Source organism: Sulfurospirillum sp. (assembly GCF_036802865.1).
GTDB lineage: Bacteria > Campylobacterota > Campylobacteria > Campylobacterales > Sulfurospirillaceae > Sulfurospirillum.
Genome location: NZ_DAIRVK010000005.1, coordinates 89,722 through 115,793, shown reverse-complemented (window position 1 = coordinate 115,793; position 26,072 = coordinate 89,722). Strand labels below are relative to the sequence as shown.

Below are 26,072 nucleotides of genomic sequence, written 5' to 3'. Positions count from 1 at the left end.
AAGCTCATTAATGTATAATAAAAGCAACAAAATTAAGCACATTAGGTGGATTTTATGAAAGTCGGACTCATCCAACACGCAGTAGAAAGTACCAAAGAAAGTACCAAAGAAAAAACCATAGCCAAAACCGTTTCACTCATCGAAAAAGCCGCACAAGAGGGCGCAAAGCTCGTTGTCCTCCAAGAGCTTCACCAAGACCGCTACTTCTGCATCAACGAAGATGTCGCATGTTTTGATTTGGCAAATGACTGGGAAGCCGACATCGCTTTTTGGTCAAACATCGCCAAAGCCAACAAAATCGTTTTAGTCACCTCACTCTTTGAAAAACGCTCCGCAGGTCTTTACCACAACACCGCAGTGGTCTTTGAAAACGACGGAAGTGTAGCAGGTAAATACCGCAAAATGCACATCCCCGATGACCCAGGCTTTTACGAGAAATTTTACTTTACACCAGGTGACACAGGCTACAACCCCATTCAAACCAGTGTCGGAAAACTAGGACTTCTTGTCTGTTGGGATCAATGGTATCCCGAAGCCGCACGATTGATGGCGCTTAAAGGGGCTGACATGCTCATTTACCCCACAGCCATCGGTTGGTTTGATGAAGACATGGAAGATGAACAACGAAGGCAATGTGACGCATGGGAAACCATACAACGAGGACACGCCATCGCAAATGGCTTACCTGTCATCAGCGTCAACCGCATCGGCAAAGAAGAAGACAATCATGGCGTATTAGAAGGCATCCGCTTTTGGGGCAACTCCTTTGTCGCAGGTCCACAAGGCGAAATCATCGCACGCGCCAGTCACGATGAAGAAGAAATTCTCATTGTCGATGTCGACCTAAAACGAGGCGAACACGTCAGACGCATCTGGCCATTTTTACGCGATAGAAGAATTGAGACTTATGGGGATTTAACGAAACGATTTATTGATTGAAATCTTTTTACATGTAAAGTTTTAAAGCTTTACATGTAAAAATTATTCTTATTTAACTTTATTAGACATCTTATTTATTAATACCTCTTTTAATCCATATGAAGCTGAATTGATAATTTCTATCTTGCTATCATATATACTACATTCAAAAATTGACTTTATGTCATTCGTTCTAATTAAAAACGATTTTTTGGAATTTTTAACTTCAACCGCTTTTTGCAATTGTTTTATTGCATCTTCAACAGTTTCATGTTCTTTTTGGATACGAATCAATATTGGACTATCTTGATAGGTTTCTTTCAAAATAGCATCAATTCCACTGTTTCTTTGGACAGGGATATAATCAATGTCGTATAAAAAATTTTCAACCACACTATCAACATTATTGTATGCGTCTTTTCCATTTCTTAATAAATTCGATTCACTTTTTATTGGATTTGCTAATCTTAATTTTGTTAATTCGATTGCATCTTCTGAAATATCTATCCCAATAACATTTCTATTATTCAATTTACCTGCAATCAAAGTTGTCCCACTTCCACAAAACGGATCAAGTATTATATCGCCTTTGTCTGAGGCTAAATTAATAATTCTTTCTAATAATAAAATTGGTTTTTGAGTAGGATATCCAACCCTCTCTTTTGCCTTTGGATTTAAATATGGTATTTCCCACACATCATTTAAAGGAACTCCTTTTTTTATACCACTATTTATAATATTTCCATTTTCATCTTTTGCATAGATAGTTTTACCATTAATATCTCTTACCCTTTTTTGTAAAATTTGATCTATATTCGTTGTCTCAGAATAATTATTATAAATTGTTTTAAATTTAAAATCTTTTGTTTTTGAGTAAAAATATATTGTTTGATGAGATGAAAGTAAACCTTTTTTTGAATTTGACCATCTTTTGTAATACCAAATAATTTCAGACTGAAATTGATTTAAACCAAAGATATCATCTAAGAGTGTTTTTATGATATGTGTAGCATTTTTATCGCAATGTACAAAAATACTTCCTGTATTTTTTAGTACTCGCTTTAATTCAATTAATCTATGATATAAAAACTCAGCATACTCTTCATTACTTTTCCAAATATCTTTATATGAAAACTCTTTATCGCCATCTCTTGTTTTTAATTTCTGTATTGTATTTGTAAAGAAAGGGGGGTCTAAATAGATCAAATCTATACTATTCTCATCAATCTCTTTGAGAAGCTTTAAACAATCACCTTGCAAAACTCTTTCCATATTTTTTATACTCCAGTGTTCTCTTCAGCAATTTTTTCTAAAATCTTTTTTAAATCAATACCTGTTCTATTTTTTACATACTCCCATGCTCTATTGCCATGGTAATATTCCCCACCAATTCCTTTGTATAGGGTTTCTAAAGTACTTTGAATTCTCATAGCTTGTTCACGATTTGGATAATAAAACATAACCCTAATAGGATTATAACCTGCTGCATGAATCACTTTAATTCTTGTATGTTCTTTTGTTATGTGATCACCGTCAGTTGTTGCATCTTTCCATTTAATTTCTATTGCATTATTACCCTCTAAACAATCAATTTCAAAAGTTTTTGGTTTTTGTCCTAAAGTATTGACTATTTTTGTCGTAGCAGAATCAGAAAAGCTATACAAGAAACATAGTTTTGTTGCTTCTTCTAAAAATGAACCAGCATATTTGTATAAAAATCGCCCTTTGTTTTGATATAAATCAATTAAATCACCTTCTTCATCTGTTATTCCTAACACTTGATAAATTAAATAATGAGATTTATCGTCACCTTTCATTTCTTCAGTTCTTATATCGATTTGAGTTTTTAAATTATCAGCATATTTTTTTGCTAATTCTTTTATTTTTTGCTCAATTGCCATAATATTCTCTTCCTTCTTTTTCTCTCTTATTTCGCTTTCTATTTTTTCTATTTCATCTTCAAGTATATCTAATCCTATAGGATAATAATCTGTTAGTAACTCAATATCAGATATTTCGCTTTCAAGATGTTCTTTTTGTTCAAGTAATAATTCATTAAAATCATCTGTAGATTGGCTTTCAAGGTATTGTATTAATTCTTCATATTTTTCTTCTTTAGCCTTTAACATAATTGTCAATTCATCTAACGTATATTCTTCATAAACTCTATACAAATTAATTATCCCTAAAATATAAATTTATTTAGACTCACACGTACTAAAGTGCAATATTAACTAAAAACAATAAGCCAATTTTTCGTTTAACAATAAGTTATCGAGTGCGGAATAGAGCATTAATCTTCTCTTTGGATATATTGCACTTCGTTTTTTAAGTCAACTTGTATTTTAACATCTACAGATATTTTCGAAAATTCAGCATCATGCATATAGATTTTTTCAATTTCCCATAGTTACCCATATATAATGTTTTCTATAACTTTATACTAGAAAAATATTATAGCGAAAGTTTATTTTGTTTCATTATGCTAAAACTACGAGGGAACGCTCTTTAAAAATGAAGAAGATTTACTGCGTCTGATTTTTGGTGGCTACAGCAGCGATGAAGACCTAGGCAAACGCCCTCTTTCCAAACTCACCAAAGACATCTTGGAGCAATTAGAGATTATTTAGTTTTGCCAGCACTTTTAACGATGCAAATCAAACAACTTTTCATACATGGCTTATCATTAAACAAACTTTCGTTATATTTTTAAATATATAATGTTTTAAGGATTTTTTATGGGTTCAGATATAGCCCTGTGGAACTGCTTTTCAAAACAATACCCTCATAAAGACGATACATCCATAAACGATGATGCAAGCTACATCATTCAATGGATCGAAAGTCATGGTATTACCTTTGAAAACTATTCACTTTTAGACATTGGATGTGGGACAGGTGCTTTTGCAATTCCACTAGCGCAGAAAAAAGCTCATGTCACAGCGCTTGACATCTCTTACGACATGCTGAGAATCGTTCATAACAAATGTCAAGAGCTCGCTTTAAAATTCCCTATAACATTGCAACATTCAGAGTGGAATACTTTTGTACCTACTCAAAGCTATGACATTGTTCTAGCATCAATGACCCCTGCTATTAGCTCTCAAAACGATATTGAAATGATGATTAATGCAACTAAATCGCTTGGTATTTTTGTGGGGTGGAGAAAATACCAGAACAATACATTGCTTGATCTTTTACTTATAGCACATAATGCACCTGAATATAGGTCCAATCAAAGCATAGAAGTCAAAGACTTTCTACATGCTTTAGAGAAACATTCCATACCCTACAATGTTCACTATTTTACAACGACATGGAAGCACACTTTTTCATACGATGAAGCAAAAGAGTATGCCTACAAGCAACTGCTATATCGCAAAATATTTCCAAATGAACAAAAAATAGACGCTATTTTGAATGACATCATGGAAAATAACCGCATTGTTTCTGAGCATAAAGCAGAAAAAGGTGTCGTACTCTTTTCAAAATGTGAAGTTTTAAAATATTTTAGCCTTGTATGTTAAGTTACATATATGACAAATTCATGAGGAGTTTTGTATGAGTGAAGTTTATTCTATATTTTTATCAGCTGTTTTTTCGAGCTTTATCGTTACAACCAGTATCATTACGATCCTAAGTACTGTTTATTATCTAACATATAAATGCTTTTCATCGTATATTTCATTTGATAGAATTGCGCAAATTGAACAAAAAAAGACATCATCAAAAAATAATAGCGTTAGTAATTGACATTACATAACACTACATGACATAATTTTATTAACTAACAAGGCTTAACCTTGATAAATCAACTCTAAGGAAGTTTCGTATGAAGATAAGTGCAAGAAATCAAATCGTTGGAAAAGTGTCAGAGATTAAAAATGGTCCTGTTAACAGTGAAATTGTTGTTGCTACCGCAAGTGGCGATAAAATCGTTTCTGTCATTACACATAATGCCGTTGAAACACTTGGTTTAAAAGTTGGCTCTGAAGCTATTTGTATTTTTAAAGCGCAAAGTGTTCTTCTTGCAAAAGCTGAAATTGCTTTAGCGGTTAGCGCACGCAATAAAATTAAAGGGACTATTGCTGAGATCAAAGATGGAGCGGTAAATTGTGAAATCGTTATCGCTACGTCTGCTGGCTTAACGGTAACAGCTATCGTGACAGAAGATGCAAAAAAAGAGCTTTCACTTTCAAAAGGTGACACCGTTTATGCTATCATCAAAGCTTCAAGTATTTTGGTAGGCGTTAACTAAAATTATTACTCGTTCTTTCTAAAGTACCACATCAGTGCAAACATCAGCCCTGATGTGGTTGCGATGCTTTCATCAAACATAAATTCAAGTGTCTCTTCGCGTTTGAGGTAGATAACTTCAATGTTTTCGTTGTCGATACCACCACCCTCATCTACTTTCATACTATCATCTAATACGGCGTAGTAAAGGGTTTGTCTGCCACCCGCAAAGCCCACAGCGGTGTAAAATGAGGAGATTTTCTCTAGCTTTTCAAGGGGAACATCGTACCCTGTCTCTTCCAAAACCTCTTCTTTGGCGATTTCGATGAGGCTTTTGTCTTTATCGACAATACCAGCGCACAGTTCATACGTAAAGCCATCTTGATTTTTAACGTAAATGGAAGGGCGAAACTGCTTAACAAAAACGAAACTATCAAGATCTTTATGGTAGAGTAAAATCGCGACACTGTTATGTGTATCAACGATATCCCAGCGCTTTTCAACGCTGTTGTGCAAGTAGTACATACTTTTAGGTTTTATATACTCTGAGTGGACGCACTCTTCGATTTTAAGCACCTCAATCGTATGTTTCATGCCCTAAATCCACCCTTTTTTCTTGAAATACAAAATCGGAGAAACAGCAGAGAGTACCATCAAGAGAAGTGAAAAAGCGTACCCATAGTCCCATCTAAGCTCTGGCAAGATGTCAAAGTTCATACCGTATATGCTTGCAATGAGCGTTGGTGGCAAGAAAATAACATTCATAATTGTAAAGATTTTAATGACTTTATTTTGCTCAATGTTCAAAACACCCAAGAAAATATTTTGCAAGTAATCCAGTCTTTCAAAATTGAACTCACTGTAATCAATCAACGACTTAATATCTTTAAGCATGATAACAATATCACTTCGCAGGGAAGCATCAAATTTATTTGACTTGATAAATGAGGTCAAGATACGCTGTTTATCCATGAGGTTTTCACGAATATTCATATTGAGATCTTCAAATGAAGAGATTTTTTCCAACATCTCAGCATCATCATTAGTATAGTCCGTAAATACGTGTTTACGAAGACGCGTAATATCTTTTGAAAGTTTTTCAATAACGTCGGCATCCGCATCGATTCTGATGTCTAAAAGTTGTGAGAAGATGTAGTAACCGTTTTTAAATTCACGAGGAGCATAGTAAAAACGCTTACTAAATTCTTCAAAAGTTTTGAGCTCTTTATAACGAATAGAAATCAACAAGTTATCTTGCAAAATGAAAGAAACAGTCTCATTGTGGGCATTTTCTTCATCGGTAATCAAGAAGAAACTGTTAATCTCGATCTTTTTATCTTCTTCCCAATAACGTGAACTGATCTCAATCTCTTCACTTTCTTGTTTCGTTGGGAAATCTATACCAAATGTCTTTTCAACAAAAGCAATTTCTTCCGTCGTAGGCAAAAGCATATCAAGCCAAACAACTTTGCTCTTTTTGTCTTCATCATAACCAAATTCACTAAAATCGGTAACGACTTCAAGTTTATTACTGTTCTTAAAAAAACATCGTATCATGTGGACTCTTTTTTGATCATTTATGACGCTTGCCTCTTTCGAGGCAGATAAAGTTCTTGCGATTTCAAGAATTTCATTTTATCGCAAAACAGTTTCATTTTGTTTACACGTAAAAATTAACCCTCTTTTTTTTCAAAAGGGCAAGAAAGATTGAAATTTTCTTCTCTAAAAGGTGGTGTATCACTTTCTAGTGCATTTTCAACTTTTTTTCTAAGTCCCGTAGTATAATCTATAAAGGCTTTAAGTTCATTCCCGCCCAATGCACTCTTAGCAATTTTCACAACACTGGCTGGATTGATTGCAACATTACTTCGGTACAAACCAAAATGCAGATGTGGTCCTGTGCTCATTCCTGTGTTACCTACGTAGCCAATTACTTGACCTTGCTTAACACCTTGACCACTACGAAGTCCCTTTGCAAAGCCATTGAGATGTGCGTATAATGTTTTATAACTACTGTCATGATTTACCTCAATGGTATTACCATAGCCACTTTTTTCACCCACAAAAAGTACTTTGCCATTGCCTGCAGCTTTTACAGGAGTACCAATACTTGCCGAATAGTCAATCCCTAAATGCGCACGATACTTTTGCAAAATTGGATGCCACCTGCTTTGCGTAAAAGGTGATGAAATACGCGTATAATTAACAGGATTTGACAATAAAAAACTGGTAAGTTCTTGACCTTTTATGTCGTAATAATTCTCTTTATAATAAAAAATATAATTTTTCTTTTTTGCAGTCTCGATCATCGAAACATCTATTTTCATCGAGCCAAACGCACGACCCAAACGACGTTTTTGTTGGTACACAAGTACCAATTTATCGCCTTTTTGAAGGTTGCGAAGATTGACTTCTCCTTTAAACGATTGAGCAAATTCATTGGCTAAACCATAATTATTGGTCGTATTAAGAATATCAACGTAAGGAGAACTATTAATTTCTATGGCAAGGGTATGCTTTTCATTTTGAAGCATAATAGGCGTAATTTCCATAATAAATTTATCATCTTTTTTCTTAAGATGCATTTGAAGCTCTTCACCAATGGGGATTAAAACTTGTTCTAATTGGTTCTCTTCACTTTTTAATACATGGTATTTGACACCCGCAACAATCTCTGCTGCAAGTTCTTGTTCTTCTTTGTCTAATGTATAGTAAATTGATGATGGCAAATGATTTTTTTCTAAAAATGTAAGAAATGTTTCGCCCTTTGGCCACTTTAATTCTTCGACATAAGCAGCGGACGAAAACGATAAAAAAAGAAATAATAACGTGATGATTTTTGCCATTTGCACCCCCTAGTTTTTTTCGATTTTATCTGAACAAATCTTACAAAATGCCTAAAAGACTCTCTTCTGGGAAAAAGAAGTTTTTTTAAAACAGTTATAGTATAATCTCTCTCATAAAAATAAAAGGGGTGACATGTACCCTTCAAGGAGTTCCCGTTGAACAAGCTATTTTTGGTTGTGTGTCTATTCTTACTTGGCGCTTATGCACAAGCTCAATCGTTTTTTAAAGAGTATAAAACAAACGTTTTAGAGGCAAATGAAAAACAAATCGTTATCGCTGACTCTTCAGAATTTATCGTCGGTGCAAGTGGTATCGTCAGCCATAAATTTGATGCAAAGAGTACAAGTATTATTGCACGTGTTGATGTTATCAGCAAAGATGGATCAAAAGCTGTCTTACGTCTTGAAAAATTTGACATGCTTTCGCAAGGTGCATTTCCTGACACAGGCATCAAACCAACCGTAGGCGATGAAGTAACGATCAATTATCTTTATGACCGCGCGCTCATCGTAGTTCCAAATCAAAATGCTTTTAACGAAGTGACTAAAAAGTTCAATACCATTACATGGATTCATCCTGACATCGTCGCAGCGTATTTAACAAAACTCTACCGTCCGAATCCAGATAAAAAAATCTTCCAACAAGCGTGTTATCAAAATGCCGCATCTATCATCTTCTTTGGTATTAAAAATACGGGTTATTTTGTTGATTGCCATAATTTTAATACGCTTCAAACTGTTTCTATTTCTGACAATGGCGAAATTCAACTTCCGTTTTATTCACGTGTTAAAAATATTGATTCAACATGGTTTAGCTGGGACAGTTCAAAGATATCTGATTATAACAACTACTATGCTTATATTTTAGGGCAAACACAAGAGCTAAAAGGCAGTGGAATTGATGGTATTATTATGAAATTACCATTTGATGTTGTAGAGAGAAAAGATACCCAATGGAAATAAAACATATTAACTATTTTAAGGACCTCTTAGGTTCGGACAACGTTTATGATGATAAAGCGCATTTAATTGCTTACTGTTACGATGCAACACGTACACGCTATGAGCCTGATGCTGTGCTTTTTCCAAGAGATGAAAATGATGTCAGCAACATTTTAAAATACTGCAATGAACATCGCATTGTTATCACGCCTCGTGGAGCTGGAAGTGGCTTTACGGGTGGTTCATTACCAGCCAATGGTGGTATTATTTTAGCGTTTGAAAAACATATGAATAAAATCCTTGAAATCGACATGGAAAACATGGTTGCTGTTGTTCAACCTGGTGTCATCAACATGCACTTGCAAAAAGCAGTTGAAGCACAAGGTCTTTTTTATCCACCAGATCCTGCAAGTGAAGAGTACTCAACCATTGGTGGAAATGTCAGTGAAAACGCTGGCGGAATGCGTGCGGCAAAGTATGGTATTACCAAAGATTATGTCATGGCATTGCGTGCTGTCATTCCCAATGGTGAGATTATCCGTGCGGGAAAACGTACTATCAAAGACGTTGCAGGCTATAACATTGCGGGTATTATTATTGCCAGTGAGGGAACCCTTGCGTGCATTACGGAAATTACACTGAAACTCATTGCCAAACCTAAAATGTCACAAACTGCTATGGGTATTTTCCCAACCGTTGATGATGCTATGAACGCCGTTTATAAAACAATGGCAGCAGGCGTAACGCCCGTAGCTATGGAGTTTTTAGATAATCTCTCCATCAATGCTGTTGAGCAAAAATACAATAAAGGGCTTCCAAAAGATGCAGGGGCTATTCTCATCACGGATGTTGATGGTAATTCACAAAAAGAGCTTACAGAACAACTTGACATCATCGAACAAGCGTTTTTAGCAAATGGCTCTAGTGGATTAAAAAGAGCCACCACACCTGAAGAGTCTAAAAACCTTTGGTTCGCACGTCGTAATGCAAGCCAATGTATCACTATCTATGGCAGTAAAAAACTCAATGAAGACATTACGGTACCTCGTAGTAAACTTCCACTTCTGCTTAAAGAGATTAGCCAAATTGCTCAAAAATACAACGTTACAGTCCCATGTTTTGGGCACACAGGTGATGGCAATGTTCACACCAATGTGATGGTCGATGGAAGCGATCCTAAGCAACTTGAGATCGGTCACCATGCGATTGAAGAGATTTTCAAAGCAGCCGTAGCCCTTGGTGGAACTTTGAGTGGAGAGCATGGTATAGGTCTGAGTAAAGCACCGTTTATGCACTTAGCCTTTAGTGATGGAGAGATGGAACTTTTCCGTTCGGTTAAAAAAGCGTTCGATCCTAACAATATTTTAAACCCTTCAAAAATGGGACTTTAATTGATAAGCACTCAAAATTGTGCCCAATTTTTTAAAAAGTTAAGAGACGTAGAGCTTGCGCACTACGCCTCTTCTTTGAGTTTTCACACGATTTTAGCGCTAATCCCCATTCTACTCATTACCTTCAGTATTTTTACCAAAATGCCTCTTTTTGAGGTTTACTATGAAAAACTGCAAACGTTTATTTTTAGCGCACTGATTCCCACCCAACAAGATGTAATCATCCACTATCTGCGTGACTTCATGGCAAATACCGGAAACATGGGCGTTGTGGGCATCATCTTTGTGCTCTACATCTCCATCATGTTCTTTTTGGATTATGAAAAAATTGTGAGTAAAATTTTTGAGATTCCCTCTCGCAGCTTTTGGGAAGCCCTTGCAACTTACTGGACAATGGTAACACTGATGCCTCTGGGTCTCATCATCTTTTTTTACAGCTCCTCTGTTGTGCAAGAGTTTCTAGATAAAAGTGATGTTACAAGTTCGATTAACTTAGTACGTTTTTCACCCTATTTGATTGTTTGGCTTTTGTATCTTATTATGTATTCCATCTCGGCTAAAACAAAAGTTCATCTCAAAAGTGCCCTTTTCTCTTCCTTTGTCGCTTCACTTGTTTGGTATGTCTCTAAAATTCTTTTTGTCTATTATGTCACTTACAACAAAACGTATCTGAGCATCTACGGCTCTTTTAGTATTCTTCTTTTCTTCTTCTTATGGATCTATTTTTCATGGTTCATCTATCTTTACGGTTTAAAATTTTGCTTTTTACTGAACGAAAAAGAGACTGAGAAAAGCAAAGCCTAAACAGGTATAAAGTGCCACTTTATAGCGTATTGAGATCAGTGAAACGCCCACATACCCCACCAAAATCCACCACGGAAAACTAAGTAAATAATGTTGCGTCTTTACGTCTAAAAAATACAGCAGATATACATCTAAAATTCCACCCAGTTGAATAACATGTAAAAGTACTCCAAGTGGATAAAAGACGATGAACACTAAACTTGAAAGTGGTGAAGTGAGTTGTAAAAAGGTAAAGACAGGGAAAAACGTATGCACGATAGGAACCATTAAGAGAAAAACACCCAAATCAATGATAGTAAGTAAGACCCAACGATTGAGATTTTCAAAATGGTGTAAAAACAGAAAAAGGTAAAAAACACCTGCAACGGAAAACCAAAAGGAAAGTGAGAAAAGAAGTGTGGGAAATAGTGCCAAAAGTCCCAATGTTGTAAGCCCTAACATTTCATAAGAAAGCACTTTAATACCTCTTGAATAAAAGAAAAACCCTAAAACACTCATCGCAAATGCCCTTAAAAAGGAAGGGACAAAATCAATCACAACCATATACGCAAATAAAACAACCAGTACGACCATCGTCAAATCTGCTGTGCCATTACGATACGGGAAATAACGACTTTGAAAAAATTGGTAAAGCGGTTTTAGAAAAAAGAAAAGTAAAAATGAGATAACACCAACATTGTAGCCACTAATAGCAATGAGATGCGAAATGCCCCATTTTTGGACTTCTTCGCGAAGCTCTTTTGAAATGGGTGTAGCAAAAATAAGCGTTCTGTACAATTCAGCTATCTTTTCATTGTCATGTTGATTATCTATCCAGCGATACAGTGGCTTAACATCAAGGGGCGGGTCATCTTCGTAGATTTCATATAAAGATAAAGAAGGAGCAAAAAAACCTTTGAGGTAGTCATAAAAGGTCACTTTATCGACTTTAAGCTTAACCTTAATACGGCTTTTTATAGGTATGGACGTAACACGAAATGATGTTGTGTACACCTCAGCATCGCTTCCATCAAGCTTCAGCTTGAAAACATCATACGTTCTCCCTTTTTCATTTGTTTTAGTGTAATGATTCAGCACCGTAGCATTGCTTACATGTAAAGGAGTGCGGGTCAGTTCTTTAAAGTGGGAAAACTCAATAAGCAGAGAAATGCAGGCAATGAACAACACTACACCCAGTGTCAGAAAAAATTCCTTTTTACTGACAAAGAGCGGTGTATTTAGCATTAAAGCGGTGGTAAACTGATCTTAGCCTCTTGCGTAATTGAGGCATTATATTGAACAACTTCGATAGGAATGGAGTTTTTACCGCCATCCACAAAACGGGTACATGCTTTTTGAAAAATAAGATTGGCAACGCCAACAGGTCCATTTCTATTTTTACCAACAATGACTTCGGCTAACTCTTCAGGTTTCTCGAAAAAGTCACTTTTGTACTCTTTCCCCTCGGTTCTAGCTTTTTGCTCTTTCTCTTTTTCTTCACGTACACGGTAAACGTCGTCACGGTAAACAAACAAGATCATATCGGCATCTTGTTCAATCGCACCTGACTCTCTAAGATCGCTTAGCATCGGGCGTTTATCACTTCTGGCTTCCAAGCCACGGTTGAGCTGGGAAAGTGCGATGATAGGAATGTTAAGCTCTCTTGCTAAAAGTTTAAGCCCACGGCTGATATCACTGACTTCAATATGTCTATCGCGTGTTCCAGCAGAACTCATCAACTGCAAGTAGTCAATGATAGCAAGTGAAATCTCAGGGTGCTGGGATTTGAGTTTGCGAAGTTTTGCTCGTACTTTATGAATATCCACAGAGCCATTATCGTCAACAAAAAATTTACGTTTACTCATCTCATCAGCAGCACTCGTTAGTCTACCCCACTGTTCATCGCCCATATCGCCCACTTTGAGCTTCTGAAGTGGTATGGATGTTTTAGCACTGAGCATCCTGAGCATCAACTGTTCTGCTGGCATTTCAAGAGAAAAGATCGCAACGCCTTTGCCTCTATCTAGAGCACTTTGCGCTAAATTGAGACAAAAAGCTGTTTTACCCATCGCTGGACGTGCTGCTACGATAATAAGATCGCCTTCTCCAAAACCAGTCGTGAGACGATTCAGCTCAACAAAGCCTGTATCGACACCTACAACGCCAGAGTTTCCACGCTTTTTCATCTCATGTATGTGCGCGATGGTCGCATGGGTCATTTCAGGAGACTCACGGAACTCTTTACTACCGCTTTCTTGCGTGATTTGATAAAGTTTTTGTTGCACCAGATCAACTACTTCATTCGATGGTAAATCTTTCTCAACCGCGATCTCTTTAATGTCACTGGTTAATTGTACTAGTTCTCTCTTAATTGCTTTTTCACGAATCTCTTCAACATATGCTCTTGTGGCAGGTAAAGGATTGGTTGAGAGAATTTCAAGCATCGCATCTTCATCAAAACGCCCTTGCTGGTTGAGCTTTTTCTTGATGAACTCTTCATCAATCGGAAGATCTTCTCTCTCGCACGCCTCCATTGCTTCGTAAATATAACGATGGCTTGGCAAGTAAAAATCTTTCGCTGAAATGACCGCTGCGATATCTTCAAATGTCGCAGGATTAAATAAAATGGAGCTAAGGACAGAGCGCTCTATGTTGACATTGTGCAGATTGCTCATGCTTTGTACTCCTTGGCTGCAAGTTCTACGGCTTCTAAAAATTTATCGACAAGGTCTTCTTCTTTCAGTTTTGCCACCACTTCACCTTTAACCATCACAAGCCCTTGTCCTTTTCCAAATGCAATGGCAACATCGGCATGTTTAGCTTCGCCAATGGCATTAACCACGCATCCCATCACCGAAATGTTCAGAGGTGCTGTAATGTGCTTGGTACGACGTTCTACTTCAGCAACCGCTTTAACAAGGTTGGCTTCCAAACGCCCGCAAGTTGGGCATGAGATGATATTTAAACCCGCTGCTTCCACACCGCTATCTTTTAAAATGGCACGCCCTACTTTGATCTCTTCTTCAAGCTCTCCTGTGATGGATACACGCATCGTGTCACCAATACCATCCAACAAAAGAGTCCCCAAAGCAATGGAGGATTTGATCGTCGAGTGAAACAGTGTTCCCGCTTCCGTAACGCCTAAATGAAACGGGTACTCCACCAAAGGGCGTAGCATTCGGTACGCTTCAACAGTACGCTCCACATCGCTGGCTTTGAGTGAGACTTTCATGTTTGTAAAACCAAGGTCTTCAAGGTATTTGATGTTATACAGAGCCGATTCGACCATCCCTTTTGCGGTTGGTCCATACTTCTCATCAAACTCTTTTTCCAAGCTTCCACTGTTTACCCCAATGCGAATCGGAATACTTCGTTCATTGCACGCTTTAACCACTTCTTTAACGCGATCTTTATTGCCAATGTTACCAGGATTGATACGAATACAATCCACCACTTCAGCCGCAATAAGCGCCAAACGGTAGTTAAAGTGAATGTCCGCAACAATCGGCAAGCTTGATTGCTCTTTAATGGCTTTAAGTGCATGTGCATCGTCATAATCAGGCACAGCCACACGCACAATGTCAGCTCCAGCAAAATGCAAACGGCGAATTTGTTCTACCGTAGCTTCCACATCGTGTGTTTTTGAAAATGTCATCGATTGAACAGGTATTTTGGCATTGCCTCCCACGGGAACATTGCCGACAAAAATTTGTTTGGTTGGGTATCGTTTTATCATTGTTTATCCAAAAGTGTTGAAACTATGAGACGTTTGCACTACGTCTTTTAATATAAGGTGATTATATCTTTTTTGATATTAAGAAAATGATAACGGGTCTATATCTGCTTCTACATGTAAAAGTTTTACAGCATGGGCAAGTTCCAGTAACGCTTTACTTGAGTCACTGCGTGCTAGGAGTTCATAGCGGTATTTGTTGGCGATTTTAGAGATGTTGGCTTTTCCGTGTCCTACCACTTCAACCTGCGGGAAACTTTGCGCTATTAAAGCCACTTTTTCGATCAAATCTTTGGCTTTTTCATCTTTAACGTGTGAAGTCATAAGCCTCAACATCTTTTTAAACGGCGGGTAAAGCCCTTTTCGAAACACCAACTCATCGTTTAAAAACTGTTCAAAATCACTCAAATACTGCTTGAAAAAGTCGCTGTTTTTACTCTGAATGAGCACTTCGCCATACCCTTTTCGCCCTGCACGTCCTGCGATTTGTTGCACCAACGCTAAGGTTTTCTCGCGCGATCTAAAATCGCTCATACCTAAAAGTGCATCCACGCCAAGAATCACGGCAAGCCCTACTCCGTGGTAGTCATGCCCTTTGGAAAGCATCTGAGTACCGACCATAATGTCGATCTTATGCTCATTAAAATCACTCAAAATAGAAGAGAGCTGTTTTTCAGTTCGTACCTCATCGCGGTCAAACTGTTGCACAACATGTTCTTTGAAATGCTCTGTCAGTTTTTGACTCACTTCCGCCGTTCCCATACGCGTTGCCACGATCTCTTCACACCCGCATTTGGGGCACACTTTGGGAATCACTTCGGTGTAATTACAATAGTGACACTTAAGCGCGTTCATGTTGTGGTGAATACTCATCCCCACACTGCAAAATGGACACTCCACATTCGCTCCGCAGCTTTTACATGTAATGTACTTAAAGTTCGCGCGTGTCGGCAAAAAGACGATGACTTGTTTTTTGGCATTCAACGCTTTTTGGATCGCTTGGGTCATCTTGAAACTTAGCCCATGTTCGCCATCATCGTACATGATGTAGCTTTGAGAGTCAAAAAAAGTGCCTTTGAGCCTAAAAGTAGAAACTTTGTGAAAACTACTAAGTGTAGGCGTTGCACTGCCTAAAAGTACTTTACAACCGATTTTTTGTCCAAAAAGAAGTGCTAGATCTTTCGCGTTGTAACGCGGTCTATTGCCCGACTTATAACTCTCATCGTGCTCTTCATCGACTACAATCAAACCAAGATGAGCCATCGGTAAAAAAAGCGCGGAACGAGTCCCTGCGATAATGGAAACTTTCCCCTCTTGAAGGTCATTCAAAATCTGCTCTTTCTTCTTCGCGCTAATCTTCGAATGCCAGATAGCAACATTTGTTCCAAAATGATGCTTTAAACGGTTTTTCATCTGAGGTGTCAGGCCAATCTCTGGGAGCAAGAAGATAGCTTGTTTACCTTCATTGATGGTTTGCTCAAAGAGCTTCATATAAATCTCTGTTTTACCACTTCCCGTATCGCCAAAAAGAAGTGATGTAGGATGTGTTTGTATAAATTCATACGCTTTTTGTTGCTCAGTAGAAAGCGCTATATCTGTCGCAATCGTTTCGTTTATATGTAAAGCATTTTGGATATAAGGCACAAAAAGACTCAACGCTTCACCAAGAGAGCAGACATAATACTCTGCAATAAAACGAGCGAGTTCAAGCGTTTTGGGAAGGTAAAATGCTTTACATGTAATCGTTATAGATTCACAGTCAAAAGAAGGTTTTTCAACTTCGGCAATAACAACACCTTGTGTAGTACGCTTGGAAAGAGAGACTTCAACAACACTTCCAACTTTGAGCATTTGCTCAGACTGGTAGGTTAAAGGAGAAAGAGGAGATTTTAAAAGAGCGATATGATAATAAAACACACGTTTATTGGGTGAGTAATTTACAATTTGTACCTGTAGCAACAGCAGTAGCATTACAATCAAAACCTGTAGTAGTACTATAGGTAAAAGGAATTGCTTGCCCACTGAGTTGGAACGTATAAGTTGTATTGGCCGTTTTCATCCAAGAACCATCACCATTTTTTGAGATAATGGGATATTCTAAAATATTTCCTGATACATCACCATAAAATAAATTTACGCCTTCTGTATTATATGTTGTAATACCATCCAGTGTTGTGATAGCTGTTGTGTTGCCTTCTAACAATCGTTTTGACTTTAAAAGAGAAATACCACTGCGAATAGCGGATACTTGGGACTTTCCTTTAACTAGAACCGCATCGTCACGACTCACCCCAAGCCTTGGAATAGCAACCGCTGCTAAAATACCAAGAATAACAATAACAAATACAAGCTCAACCATCGTAAAAGCAGGACGAATATCGTCCCGCTTAATGTAGTGAGCGTTCGGACTCATTACCATTTAACTTTTTGACCTGCCATAGAAATATTTTGCTCGCTTAATTTCATATCATTCCATAACATTTTACAAACAGAACTAGTGCTAGATCCTTTTATAATTCTTAATACAGGTGAATTAGAACTAATCCATGCACCTGTTGAACTATTATAATCACTAGTCTTAGCAAGATTACCATTGGATGTATTGGTATCACTAGTATTAAAATCAAAAATAGCAAGATTAACACATGTCACATTGTTATCATCATTCCAAGTATAATTAACATCACTGTTTTTTACCCAAATACTTGTATCAACAGACATTGCTTGTCCAATACGAACATCTTTTTGACCTTGATACCATGCAGGAATAGCATTCATAGCTGTTCCAACATCTGTTTTAATGGTTACAGCTCTTGCATCATCTCGTGTTGCAGCAAGCTTAGGGATCGCTACTGCTGCCAAAATACCTAAAATAACAATAACGAAGATCAATTCGATCATCGTGAAACCTTTTTTCATCTAAACTCCTTAATGTATGTTGATCAATACACTTATTGACCACCTAAAAGCGATTTTATAACAATCCTTGTAAAGCAGGACTTAAATTTCGTCTATTTTTTTTATAAGCGTTGAGATCTCTTGCTCTAACATAAAGTTATCGTAACACTTCCCCACATAAGCAAACAGAAGCTCTTTTGGGTCAATGGTGTTTTTGCCTTTAAACTTCTCGTTAAAATCAGCTTCAAATTGCTCGGCAAATGCACCTTCTAACTTGATGTCAAAGTCTTTGCCACCAAGGCTGATGGTTATTTTACTCATCTGCCTAGCACTGCTTCAATTTTACTGAGAAGATCATCTGAATTAACATCTTTGTTAATAAGATCTTGCTCTAGTTTTGAAATCTGAACATTTTTAGCTTCTGCCAATGCTTTTGCTTTTACTACTTCTTGACGTAGGGCTTCATTTTGAGCCAGAAGGTCTTTGTATTTTTCCAAAAGTTCCGTTATTTTTTGGCTTAATGTGCTAATGTTTCTCTCTTCTTCAAACATTTATGACTCCGTTGTGGACTGTTTGGTATAATTGTAACAAAATAATGGGAAAAGTATCAACAATGAGTGAATTTTATTTAGAAAGTCCCTATCAACCTTCTGGCGACCAGCCACAAGCTATCGAAAAACTTGTCGCTTCCATTAAAACAGGTAGTCGTTACCAAACGCTTATTGGCGTAACAGGCAGTGGCAAGACATACACCATGGCGCAGATTATTCAGAAACTCAAAATGCCCACTCTTATTATGACACACAACAAAACGCTTGCGGCGCAACTTTATAGCGAATTTAAGGGCTTTTTCCCTAAAAATCATGTGGAGTATTTTATCAGCTATTACGACTACTACCAGCCTGAGGCGTACATTCCTAGAAGTGATTTATTTATCGAAAAAGACAGCTCTATCAACGAAGAGTTAGAGCGTTTGCGCCTTAGTGCCACCGCTTCACTACTTTCCTTTGATGATGTCATCTGTGTCGCTTCGGTCTCTGCCAACTATGGATTGGGTGATCCAAGCGAATACAAAGAGATGGTGCAGGTCATCGAAAAAGGTGAAAGTATCAACCAGAAAAAGCTTCTTTTGCGCCTTGTTGATATGGGTTATAAACGTAATGATACTTTTTTTGATAGAGGATGTTTTCGTGTGAGTGGCGATGTCATTGATATTTACCCCGCGTACAGTGAAGAAGAGGCAGTTCGTGTCGAGTTTTTTGGCGATGAAGTGGAGAGTATCAACTACTTTGAAGTCTTTCTTAATAAAAAACTGCAAAACCTCAACAAAGTCGTCATCTACGCCGCCAATCAGTTCATCGTTGGGCACGAGAGGCTTCAAAAGGCTATCAAATCCATCGAGCAAGAGCTTGGTGAACGGCTTGAATACTTGAAACAAGAGGACAAACTGGTCGAGTACCAACGCCTCAAACAACGTGTTGAGTTTGACCTTGAGATGCTCGGCTCCACAGGTGCGTGTAAAGGGGTTGAAAACTATGCCCGTTACCTCACTGGCATTGAACCAGGGGCTACGCCCTACTCGCTGTTTGACTACTTTGAAGCGATGAATAAAGAGTACCTTGTCATCGTCGATGAATCCCACGTCAGCCTTCCGCAGTTTCGAGGTATGTTTGCGGGAGATCGCAGTCGTAAAGAGGTGCTTGTAGAGTACGGTTTTCGTCTTCCCAGTGCGCTTGATAACCGCCCTTTAATGTTTGATGAGTTCATCAACAAAGCACCACGCTATTTGTTTGTTAGTGCCACACCTAAAGAGTTGGAGCTAGGACTTAGTGGCGAACATACGGCAGAGCAGATCATCCGTCCAACGGGCTTACTTGACCCTGAGGTTGAAATACTAAGCAGTAAAAACCAAGTCGAAACCCTTTTTGATAAAATCAAAGAGGTGACCGCCAAAGATGAAAAAGTCCTTGTGACGGTGCTTACCAAAAAAATGGCAGAAGAGCTTACACGCTACTATGCCGATCTTGGCATCAAGATCAAATACATGCACTCCGACATTGACGCGATTGAACGCAATCAGATTATTCGCTCTTTGCGTGTAGGTGAGTTTGATGTGCTTGTGGGCATTAACTTGCTTCGTGAAGGGCTTGATCTTCCTGAAGTTTCACTCGTAGCTATCTTAGATGCCGATAAAGAGGGGTTTTTACGCTCGGAAACAAGTCTCATCCAAACCATGGGACGTGCGGCTCGTAACCTCAATGGTCGGGTCATTATGTTTGCAGAAAAAATCACAGACTCAATGCAAAAAGCGATCGAAACTACTATGCGCAGGCGTGCCATTCAGGAAGCACACAATAAAGAACATGGCATTACCCCTACCAGTACCACACGAAAAATGGATGAAAACCTCAAACTTGAAGAACACGCCGATATTTACAATACGTTTGATAAAAAAGATAAAATCCCGCCAAGTGAGAAAAAGAAAATTATCGCAGAGCTTACCAAGTCTATGCACGAGGCGGCGAAGATTTTGGAATTTGAAAAAGCAGCAAAATTACGCGATCAAATCGAAAAATTGAAAAAGATGTAAAAATCTTTACATAATAAAGGAATTTTGGAGTAAAATAGATTTGTTTTAGGAGAATACTATGCAAATAGATAGCACTCTAAACGCCTCTTATTTACACATTAACAACACTTCCCTTACAACCGATACTAAAAGTACGTCCTCATCATCCGAAAAAAAAGCTGTTAATTCTTCCGAACTCACGGCTTCACAACAAGCCTTAATAGCAGAACTTCAAGCAATAGATACCAAAGTCCATGCACATGAAAATGCCCATATAGCAGCAGGTGGCGGGGTCATACGCAGTGGTGCAGTTTTTACGTATATCGAAGCACCCAATAAAAAACTCTATGCCGTTGGTGGAGAAGTTGGCATCGACACATCCGAAGGTAATACGCCTGAAAATACCGTTGCAAAAATGCAAACTGTACGTGTCGCGGCACTTGCTCCTTCTGATCCTAGTGCTACAGACTATCAAGTTGCCGCTACGGCTTCGATGCTCCAAATGATGGCTCGACTTGAAGTTTCACGTCTTCAACAAGCCGAACTTCTCGCCAAACAAAAAGAGAGCTATGCATCTGCCAATAATGACACGACAACCTCACTTTTTTCCAATTATGCTTAATTAATCACGCTCCGTTACTTTTTTATAACTTTTTTTTGATAAAATAATTGGTACTTTTAAAAAAGGATGAAATGTGCTTGATTTAACTGACTCTAGTTTATACCTTAACCGTGAGCTTTCTTGGCTCAAATTTAACACCAGAGTCCTTACTCAATCCATGAAAAAAGAGCTTCCACTCTTTGAGCGACTCAAATTTTTAGCCATTTATGCAACCAACCTTGATGAATTTTACATGATCCGTGTTGCAGGACTTAAACAACTTTTTAGCGCGGGCGTTATCGAAACGGGAGCGGATCAAAAAACACCACTGGATCAACTCAGAGAGATTAGAACGTACTTAGCAAGTGAAAAAGAAGTTATTCAAAGCAGTTACGAAGAGATTGTTAAAGATCTCGAAAAAGAGAACCTATTTATCACCGCGTATGATGATCTTACACCTGCATTAGCAAAGCTTTCAGATGAGTATTTTTTCTCAAATGTTTTGCCAGTCATCGTTCCTATTGCGGTAAATGCAACGCATCCTTTTCCACATTTAAATAACCTCAGTTTTTCATTGGCAGTTAAACTCCAAGACAGTGAAAGCGAAGAAGAGAGCAACTACAAATACGGAATGATCCGCATACCACGCGTTCTTCCACGCTTTTTTCAAGCAGGAGACAACACCTATGTTCCTATTGAAACGATTGTTAAAAAGCATACCGAAGAAATTTTTCCTGGCTATAAATTGATTGCTTCTGCTGCGTTTAGAGTTACGAGAAATGCTGATATGGTCATCGAAGAAGAAGAAGCCGATGATTTTATGATGATTATGGAACAAGGGTTAAAACTTCGAAGGAAAGGTGCATTTGTACGCCTAAACATCCAAGATGACACCGATCCTGATTTACTCAATTTTCTGAACTCACATATGCAGATTTTCTTTAAAGATATCTATATGTATAAAATTCCACTCAATCTTGGAGCACTCTGGCAGATTGTGGGCAATAAAGACTTTTCACATCTTGCACTCCCACCGTACAATCCAAAAATTTTGCCACCTTTTGATACCAATGAGTCTGTCTTTAAAGTTATTGACAAAGGAGATGTACTCCTTTTTCATCCGTATGAAAGTTTTGACCCTGTTCTTAGACTCATCCGTGAAGCATCTAAAGACCCTAAAGTTGTCTCTATTCGTATGACGCTTTACCGTGTGGAGAAAAATTCACAAATCGTTCAAGCGTTAATTGATGCAGCCAACGAAGGCAAGCAAGTTACCGCAGTTGTTGAACTGAAGGCGCGTTTTGATGAAGAGAATAACCTACATTGGGCAAAAGCGTTAGAACAAGCAGGTGCACATGTGGTTTATGGTATCACCGGCTTTAAAGTCCATGCAAAAATCGCTCAAGTCATTCGCCAAGAAGAAGATGGAAAGCTTAAATTTTACATGCATTTTAGCACCGGTAACTACAACGGCGCTACGGCGAAGGTTTACACCGACACCAGTTTCTTTACATGTAAAGAGGATTTTGCGAAAGATGGCACGATGTTTTTCCACATTCTTTCAGGCTTTTCAAAACATAAAAAACTTGACATTCTCTCTATGTCGCCGACACAAATTAAGCCTAAAGTCATTAGTCTTATCAATAATGAAGCAAAACATGGATCAGAGGGGCGCATTATCGTTAAGATGAACTCTTTAGTCGATTCTGATGTCATTCAAGCACTTTATAACGCATCTATACAAGGCGTTCAAATAGACATTATCGCACGGGGTATCTGTTGTCTTCGCCCAGGCGTTGAGGGCATTAGTGAAAATATTCGTGTTAAATCTATCATTGGTAAGTACTTGGAACATGCACGTATCTTCTACTTCAAGAATGGTGATCCAACGACAACCTTCATTTCAAGTGCTGATTGGATGCCTCGAAATCTTGAACGAAGATTGGAACTTATGACGCCTATTTTTGATAAAGCATTACAGCAAAAACTTTTTGAGATTTTACAGCTTCAGCTCAATGACAATGTCTTAAGCTGGACACTTGAAAATGATGGCGACTACACTGAAATTGAACCAACCGATGAACGAGCCATCAACAATCATACAGTTTTGGAAGATTATATGAATAAAATCTACAAAGCGCAAAAGAAAGATACCAGTTCGCACAAAGCTGAAAAACTAGCACGACGTTTGTTTAAAGAGAGTTAAGATGATTATGGAGTTTCAAGGGTTAAAACCTTCCATCGCTTCTGATGTTTTTGTTGCCCCGAGTGCAGATATTATCGGTGATGTTTGCATCGATGAACAAAGTTCTATCTGGTTTGGGTGCGTTATCAGAGGTGATGTAAACTCCATCAAAATTGGCAAACGAACCTCTATTCAAGACCTCAGCATGATCCATGTAACGCACTTCAAAAAAGAAGATCGCAGTGATGGGCATGCTACTCATATTGGTGATGATGTGACGATAGCACATCGTGTAATGCTACATGGCTGTACCATAGAAGACGCTTGTTTAATTGGCATGAGTGCGACGATTTTGGATGGTGCTATCATCGGCAAAGAGTCGATTGTAGGGGCTAACTCACTTGTAACTAAGAACAAAGTCTTTCCCCCACGCTCACTGATTATAGGAAATCCGGCAAAAGTCGTACGAGAATTAAGCGAAGAGGAAGTGGCATCGCTCTACCATTCCGCAGACAACTACGTTAAGTTTAAAGCGATGTACCAAGCGTAGTCGTAGTAACTTTGATGGGTTTCTCTTTTTTCTTCTTTTTTTGATTTTGTGGCTTAGTAAAAGCAATCAAATCTTCTACCGTTTGTACCTCTTCAGGTAACTTTTCCAACGCTTTAAAAAATACTTGAGCCGTTGCTTTGGCATCACACAGTGCGCGATGGTGATTTTCAAACCCTATTCCCAAATAATCAGTTAAAGCCCCTAGCCCGTATTTTGGGGCTTCGATGCATTTTCGTGCCAAATCAATCGTGTCGAGTTTGCGGTTAAGCAGTGGTCCAAAACCAGCTTGTTCCAGTGCATAAGAGATAAAATAGTAGTCAAAATTAACATTATGTGCCACAAAAACAGCATCTTTTAGAAAAAGCCTGAACGCTTCCAACACAGAGTTTAGTGAAGGAGCCAGTTGCAATTCTGCGAGTGTAATACCTGTAAGTTGTTCGATGCTATCAGGCAAAATATCTGTCTTAGCCAAAGATGAAAACTGTGCAACTTCTTTGCCATTTTCAATCATCACAGCCCCAATTTCAATAATCTGGTGCAATGCTGGTTTACTTCCATTCGCTTCAATATCGACAATACAAAACTTTCCCTGTCCAATCTTTGTGGTAATGGTTTCAAGTGTAAAAGCATAATTATTGTATTTTGTGATAGGAAGTCCCAAAAGTTTGAGCATAGAAAGGTCTTCAACATCAACATGCTCAAGCTCTTTAAACGTCTGCATTTTGGCAAAAAATTCTTTATGAAAAATAGGCTTTTGCGTTATCTTTGTGATGAAATTATCCAAAGGTCTCACGCTTTTGCTCTCTGTATAAATGCTCTCACTTTAGCATGATCTTTGATGCCTTTAGCTTTTTCAACCCCACTGCTCACATCCACACCGTAAAAGCCTAAAGGTTTTATCTGTTCAATATTTTCAGGCGTTAAACCACCTGCTAAAATGATATTTTCACAATCCATGTTTTCAAACCACGTTGTATCGATTTTCTGCCCTGCTCCACCAAATCCTTCAACATAAGCATCCACCAGTCTAATTAACCCGTGAAAGTGTTGAATTTCAGAGGCTTCACGCGCACGAACAACACGTAAATAAGGCACTTTCAAAGCATTCCAAAAGGCTTTATCCACCTCAAAGTGAATCTGTGCCATATCCATCTGAGCTTCTTTACATATCAGACTAATCTCTTCAGGCGTAACATCTACAAAAAGCCCTATTTTTTTGATATGTAAAGGTAATTGCTCAGCAATAGCTTTAGCATTCTGAGGAGAAATGTAACGAGGAGACCTTGGGTAAAAGACAAAACCAAGCGCGTCAGCTCCAGAGTCTATAGCACACAGAGCATCTTCAAGATTCGTAATCCCACAGATTTTAACCCACATTCATTATACTTTTAAAGAATCAATAGCATGTTTATAGTCGTTTGAGCCAAAAACATAATTACCTGCAACGACGATATCTACACCTGCATTGGCTAAAGCGTGAATGTTTTGATTATTGACGCCCCCATCCACTTCAATCAGTGTTTTAGCATTTCGTCTTAAAATCATCTCTTTTAAAAGTGGTGCTTTTTCTAAAACACTGGGAATAAATTTTTGTCCACCAAAACCAGGATTAACGCTCATTAAAAGCACCATATCCAAATCTTCTAGGAGATACTCAATATGGGAAGGTGGTGTATGAGGGTTGAGTACAATCGCTGGAGAAATACCCAAATGCCTAATTTTTTGAATTAAACGATGCGGGTGTTTTTCCTCTTCAATATGAAAAGAGATATATTTAGGTTTTAAGGGAGCAAAAAGATCAACAAAAAATGTATTGTTTTCAACCATCAAATGAATATCAAGAGGCTTTGTGGCAGCTTTTGCTACAGCACTAACGACAACGGGTCCAATGGTCAGATTGGGTACAAAATGCCCATCCATGACATCCACATGTACAAGATCACATCCTGCCTCACAAATTGATACTATTTCTTCTTTTAACATTCCAAAATCAGCAGAAAGAATACTTGGAGCCACTAACATTACGTACCTTTTTAAAATTTTTAACCAAATTGTATCAAAATTTATATTCTTTTCGCTATAATCTCAGGCTGCGTTGAATTAAGCGTTTCTTTTGCTTATTTCATGTACAATTCACGAAAAATTTTAAGGATATCGATATGGCAAGAAAATGTGCTCTTACTGGAAAAGGCCCTATGGTTGGTAACAACGTAAGCCATGCGAACAACAAAACTAAAAGAAGATTCCTTCCAAACCTTAGAACTGTCCGTGTGACACTTGAAGATGGAACGACTAAGAAAATTAGAATTGCTGCTTCGACACTTCGTACAATGAAGAAAAACGGCTAAAATTTCTCCTTTTACGGGGAAATTTTTGTTGTTTAATTGTTTTTACTCATACCTCATACTTTCACACTAAAA

Annotated in this window: 27 protein-coding genes; 11 read left to right on the top strand and 16 right to left on the bottom strand. The window is 38.0% G+C overall.

What is annotated here, in order from left to right; genetic code table 11:
- Positions 1-54 precede the first annotated feature (54 nt).
- Positions 55-939: a carbon-nitrogen hydrolase gene (locus tag V7Q04_RS11230; protein WP_333805197.1), complete on the top strand. Its 885-nt coding sequence runs from the start codon at positions 55-57 to the stop codon at positions 937-939.
- A 48-nt stretch (positions 940-987) separates the two neighbouring features.
- On the opposite strand, the gene V7Q04_RS11225 is transcribed toward V7Q04_RS11230, so the two are convergent.
- Together V7Q04_RS11225 and V7Q04_RS11220 are read right to left on the bottom strand one after the other, a co-directional pair.
- Complete coding sequence (locus tag V7Q04_RS11225; RefSeq protein WP_333805196.1) at positions 988-2,190, bottom strand: DNA methyltransferase; 1,203 nt, start codon at positions 2,188-2,190, stop codon at positions 988-990.
- Positions 2,191-2,195: 5 nt separating this feature from the next.
- Positions 2,196-3,092: an ApaLI family restriction endonuclease gene (locus V7Q04_RS11220; RefSeq protein WP_333805195.1), complete on the bottom strand. Its 897-nt coding sequence runs from the start codon at positions 3,090-3,092 to the stop codon at positions 2,196-2,198.
- Positions 3,093-3,656: 564 nt separating this feature from the next.
- Here V7Q04_RS11220 and V7Q04_RS11215 point away from each other — a divergent pair.
- Entirely contained in the window at positions 3,657-4,445 is a 789-nt protein-coding gene (locus V7Q04_RS11215) for a class I SAM-dependent methyltransferase (protein ID WP_333805193.1), read from the top strand.
- Between the two features lie 305 nt (positions 4,446-4,750).
- On the top strand, positions 4,751-5,176 hold the full coding sequence (locus V7Q04_RS11210; RefSeq protein ID WP_333805191.1) for a TOBE domain-containing protein: 426 nt from the start codon (positions 4,751-4,753) through the stop codon (positions 5,174-5,176).
- A 5-nt stretch (positions 5,177-5,181) separates the two neighbouring features.
- Here V7Q04_RS11210 and V7Q04_RS11205 read toward each other — a convergent pair whose 3' ends face one another.
- From V7Q04_RS11205 to V7Q04_RS11195, 3 genes are all read right to left on the bottom strand, one after another.
- Positions 5,182-5,748, bottom strand: coding sequence for an NUDIX domain-containing protein (locus V7Q04_RS11205; protein WP_333805190.1), 567 nt, complete (start codon positions 5,746-5,748; stop codon positions 5,182-5,184).
- Between the two features lie 3 nt (positions 5,749-5,751).
- The gene (corA, locus tag V7Q04_RS11200; protein WP_333805189.1) at positions 5,752-6,711 is read right to left on the bottom strand and encodes a magnesium/cobalt transporter CorA; all 960 of its coding nucleotides are present in this window, start codon (positions 6,709-6,711) and stop codon (positions 5,752-5,754) included.
- 116 nt (positions 6,712-6,827) lie between these two features.
- Positions 6,828-8,000, bottom strand: a complete 1,173-nt coding sequence (locus V7Q04_RS11195) for a peptidoglycan DD-metalloendopeptidase family protein (RefSeq protein ID WP_333805187.1) — start codon at positions 7,998-8,000, stop codon at positions 6,828-6,830.
- A gap of 156 nt (positions 8,001-8,156) precedes the next feature.
- Between V7Q04_RS11195 and V7Q04_RS11190 the strand changes: the two genes are divergently transcribed.
- From V7Q04_RS11190 to V7Q04_RS11180, 3 genes are read left to right on the top strand one after another with little or no spacing between them, the layout of a single operon-like run.
- Positions 8,157-8,963, top strand: coding sequence for a plasminogen-binding N-terminal domain-containing protein (locus V7Q04_RS11190; RefSeq protein ID WP_333805185.1), 807 nt, complete (start codon positions 8,157-8,159; stop codon positions 8,961-8,963).
- Positions 8,954-10,333: an FAD-linked oxidase C-terminal domain-containing protein gene (locus tag V7Q04_RS11185; RefSeq protein ID WP_333805183.1), complete on the top strand. Its 1,380-nt coding sequence runs from the start codon at positions 8,954-8,956 to the stop codon at positions 10,331-10,333. Before V7Q04_RS11190 ends, V7Q04_RS11185 begins: the two co-directional genes overlap by 10 nt.
- Entirely contained in the window at positions 10,334-11,137 is an 804-nt protein-coding gene (locus V7Q04_RS11180; protein ID WP_333805182.1) for a YihY family inner membrane protein, read from the top strand.
- On the opposite strand, the gene V7Q04_RS11175 is transcribed toward V7Q04_RS11180, so the two are convergent.
- The 8 genes from V7Q04_RS11175 to V7Q04_RS11140 all read right to left on the bottom strand — a co-directional run bounded on the left by V7Q04_RS11175 (position 11,099) and on the right by V7Q04_RS11140 (position 18,298).
- The gene (locus tag V7Q04_RS11175) at positions 11,099-12,361 is read right to left on the bottom strand and encodes a ComEC/Rec2 family competence protein (protein WP_333805181.1); all 1,263 of its coding nucleotides are present in this window, start codon (positions 12,359-12,361) and stop codon (positions 11,099-11,101) included. The genes V7Q04_RS11180 and V7Q04_RS11175 overlap by 39 nt on opposite strands.
- Positions 12,361-13,791 (bottom strand): replicative DNA helicase, encoded by a 1,431-nt coding sequence (locus V7Q04_RS11170; RefSeq protein ID WP_333805180.1) that lies wholly within the window; start codon positions 13,789-13,791, stop codon positions 12,361-12,363. Before V7Q04_RS11170 ends, V7Q04_RS11175 begins: the two co-directional genes overlap by 1 nt.
- A complete protein-coding gene (ispG, locus tag V7Q04_RS11165) occupies positions 13,788-14,852 on the bottom strand; it encodes a flavodoxin-dependent (E)-4-hydroxy-3-methylbut-2-enyl-diphosphate synthase (RefSeq protein ID WP_333805179.1) in 1,065 nt (354 codons plus the stop codon). Before ispG ends, V7Q04_RS11170 begins: the two co-directional genes overlap by 4 nt.
- Positions 14,853-14,930: 78 nt before the next feature.
- Positions 14,931-16,820, bottom strand: a complete 1,890-nt coding sequence (locus V7Q04_RS11160) for a primosomal protein N' (protein WP_333805178.1) — start codon at positions 16,818-16,820, stop codon at positions 14,931-14,933.
- Positions 16,771-17,262 (bottom strand): type II secretion system protein, encoded by a 492-nt coding sequence (locus V7Q04_RS11155; RefSeq protein ID WP_333805177.1) that lies wholly within the window; start codon positions 17,260-17,262, stop codon positions 16,771-16,773. The genes V7Q04_RS11160 and V7Q04_RS11155 overlap by 50 nt, the downstream gene beginning before the upstream one ends.
- A complete protein-coding gene (locus V7Q04_RS11150) occupies positions 17,262-17,768 on the bottom strand; it encodes a prepilin-type N-terminal cleavage/methylation domain-containing protein (protein ID WP_333805176.1) in 507 nt (168 codons plus the stop codon). Before V7Q04_RS11150 ends, V7Q04_RS11155 begins: the two co-directional genes overlap by 1 nt.
- Before the next feature lie 81 nt (positions 17,769-17,849).
- The gene (locus V7Q04_RS11145) at positions 17,850-18,068 is read right to left on the bottom strand and encodes a hypothetical protein (protein ID WP_333805174.1); all 219 of its coding nucleotides are present in this window, start codon (positions 18,066-18,068) and stop codon (positions 17,850-17,852) included.
- Entirely contained in the window at positions 18,065-18,298 is a 234-nt protein-coding gene (locus tag V7Q04_RS11140; protein WP_333805173.1) for a hypothetical protein, read from the bottom strand. The genes V7Q04_RS11145 and V7Q04_RS11140 overlap by 4 nt, the downstream gene beginning before the upstream one ends.
- 62 nt (positions 18,299-18,360) lie before the next feature.
- Between V7Q04_RS11140 and uvrB the strand changes: the two genes are divergently transcribed.
- From uvrB to V7Q04_RS11120, 4 genes are all read left to right on the top strand, one after another.
- Positions 18,361-20,337, top strand: a complete 1,977-nt coding sequence (uvrB, locus tag V7Q04_RS11135; protein WP_333805172.1) for an excinuclease ABC subunit UvrB — start codon at positions 18,361-18,363, stop codon at positions 20,335-20,337.
- Positions 20,338-20,395: 58 nt separating this feature from the next.
- Positions 20,396-20,938 (top strand): putative metalloprotease CJM1_0395 family protein, encoded by a 543-nt coding sequence (locus V7Q04_RS11130; RefSeq protein ID WP_333805171.1) that lies wholly within the window; start codon positions 20,396-20,398, stop codon positions 20,936-20,938.
- A gap of 73 nt (positions 20,939-21,011) precedes the next feature.
- Positions 21,012-23,123: an RNA degradosome polyphosphate kinase gene (locus tag V7Q04_RS11125; RefSeq protein ID WP_333805170.1), complete on the top strand. Its 2,112-nt coding sequence runs from the start codon at positions 21,012-21,014 to the stop codon at positions 23,121-23,123.
- Between the two features lies 1 nt (position 23,124).
- Positions 23,125-23,652, top strand: a complete 528-nt coding sequence (locus V7Q04_RS11120; protein WP_333805169.1) for a gamma carbonic anhydrase family protein — start codon at positions 23,125-23,127, stop codon at positions 23,650-23,652.
- On the opposite strand, the gene V7Q04_RS11115 is transcribed toward V7Q04_RS11120, so the two are convergent.
- Genes V7Q04_RS11115 through rpe form a run of 3 tightly spaced genes read right to left on the bottom strand, consistent with a single transcriptional unit; the run spans position 23,630 to position 25,674 of the window.
- On the bottom strand, positions 23,630-24,445 hold the full coding sequence (locus V7Q04_RS11115; RefSeq protein WP_333805168.1) for a 3'-5' exonuclease: 816 nt from the start codon (positions 24,443-24,445) through the stop codon (positions 23,630-23,632). The genes V7Q04_RS11120 and V7Q04_RS11115 overlap by 23 nt on opposite strands.
- A complete protein-coding gene (locus V7Q04_RS11110) occupies positions 24,442-25,029 on the bottom strand; it encodes a phosphoribosylanthranilate isomerase (RefSeq protein WP_333805167.1) in 588 nt (195 codons plus the stop codon). Before V7Q04_RS11110 ends, V7Q04_RS11115 begins: the two co-directional genes overlap by 4 nt.
- Before the next feature lie 3 nt (positions 25,030-25,032).
- Positions 25,033-25,674 (bottom strand): ribulose-phosphate 3-epimerase, encoded by a 642-nt coding sequence (gene rpe, locus V7Q04_RS11105; RefSeq protein WP_333805166.1) that lies wholly within the window; start codon positions 25,672-25,674, stop codon positions 25,033-25,035.
- 137 nt (positions 25,675-25,811) lie between these two features.
- Here rpe and rpmB point away from each other — a divergent pair, with 137 nt between their 5' ends.
- Complete coding sequence (gene rpmB / locus V7Q04_RS11100) at positions 25,812-26,000, top strand: 50S ribosomal protein L28 (protein ID WP_012857374.1); 189 nt, start codon at positions 25,812-25,814, stop codon at positions 25,998-26,000.
- The last annotated feature ends 72 nt before the right edge of the window (positions 26,001-26,072 follow it).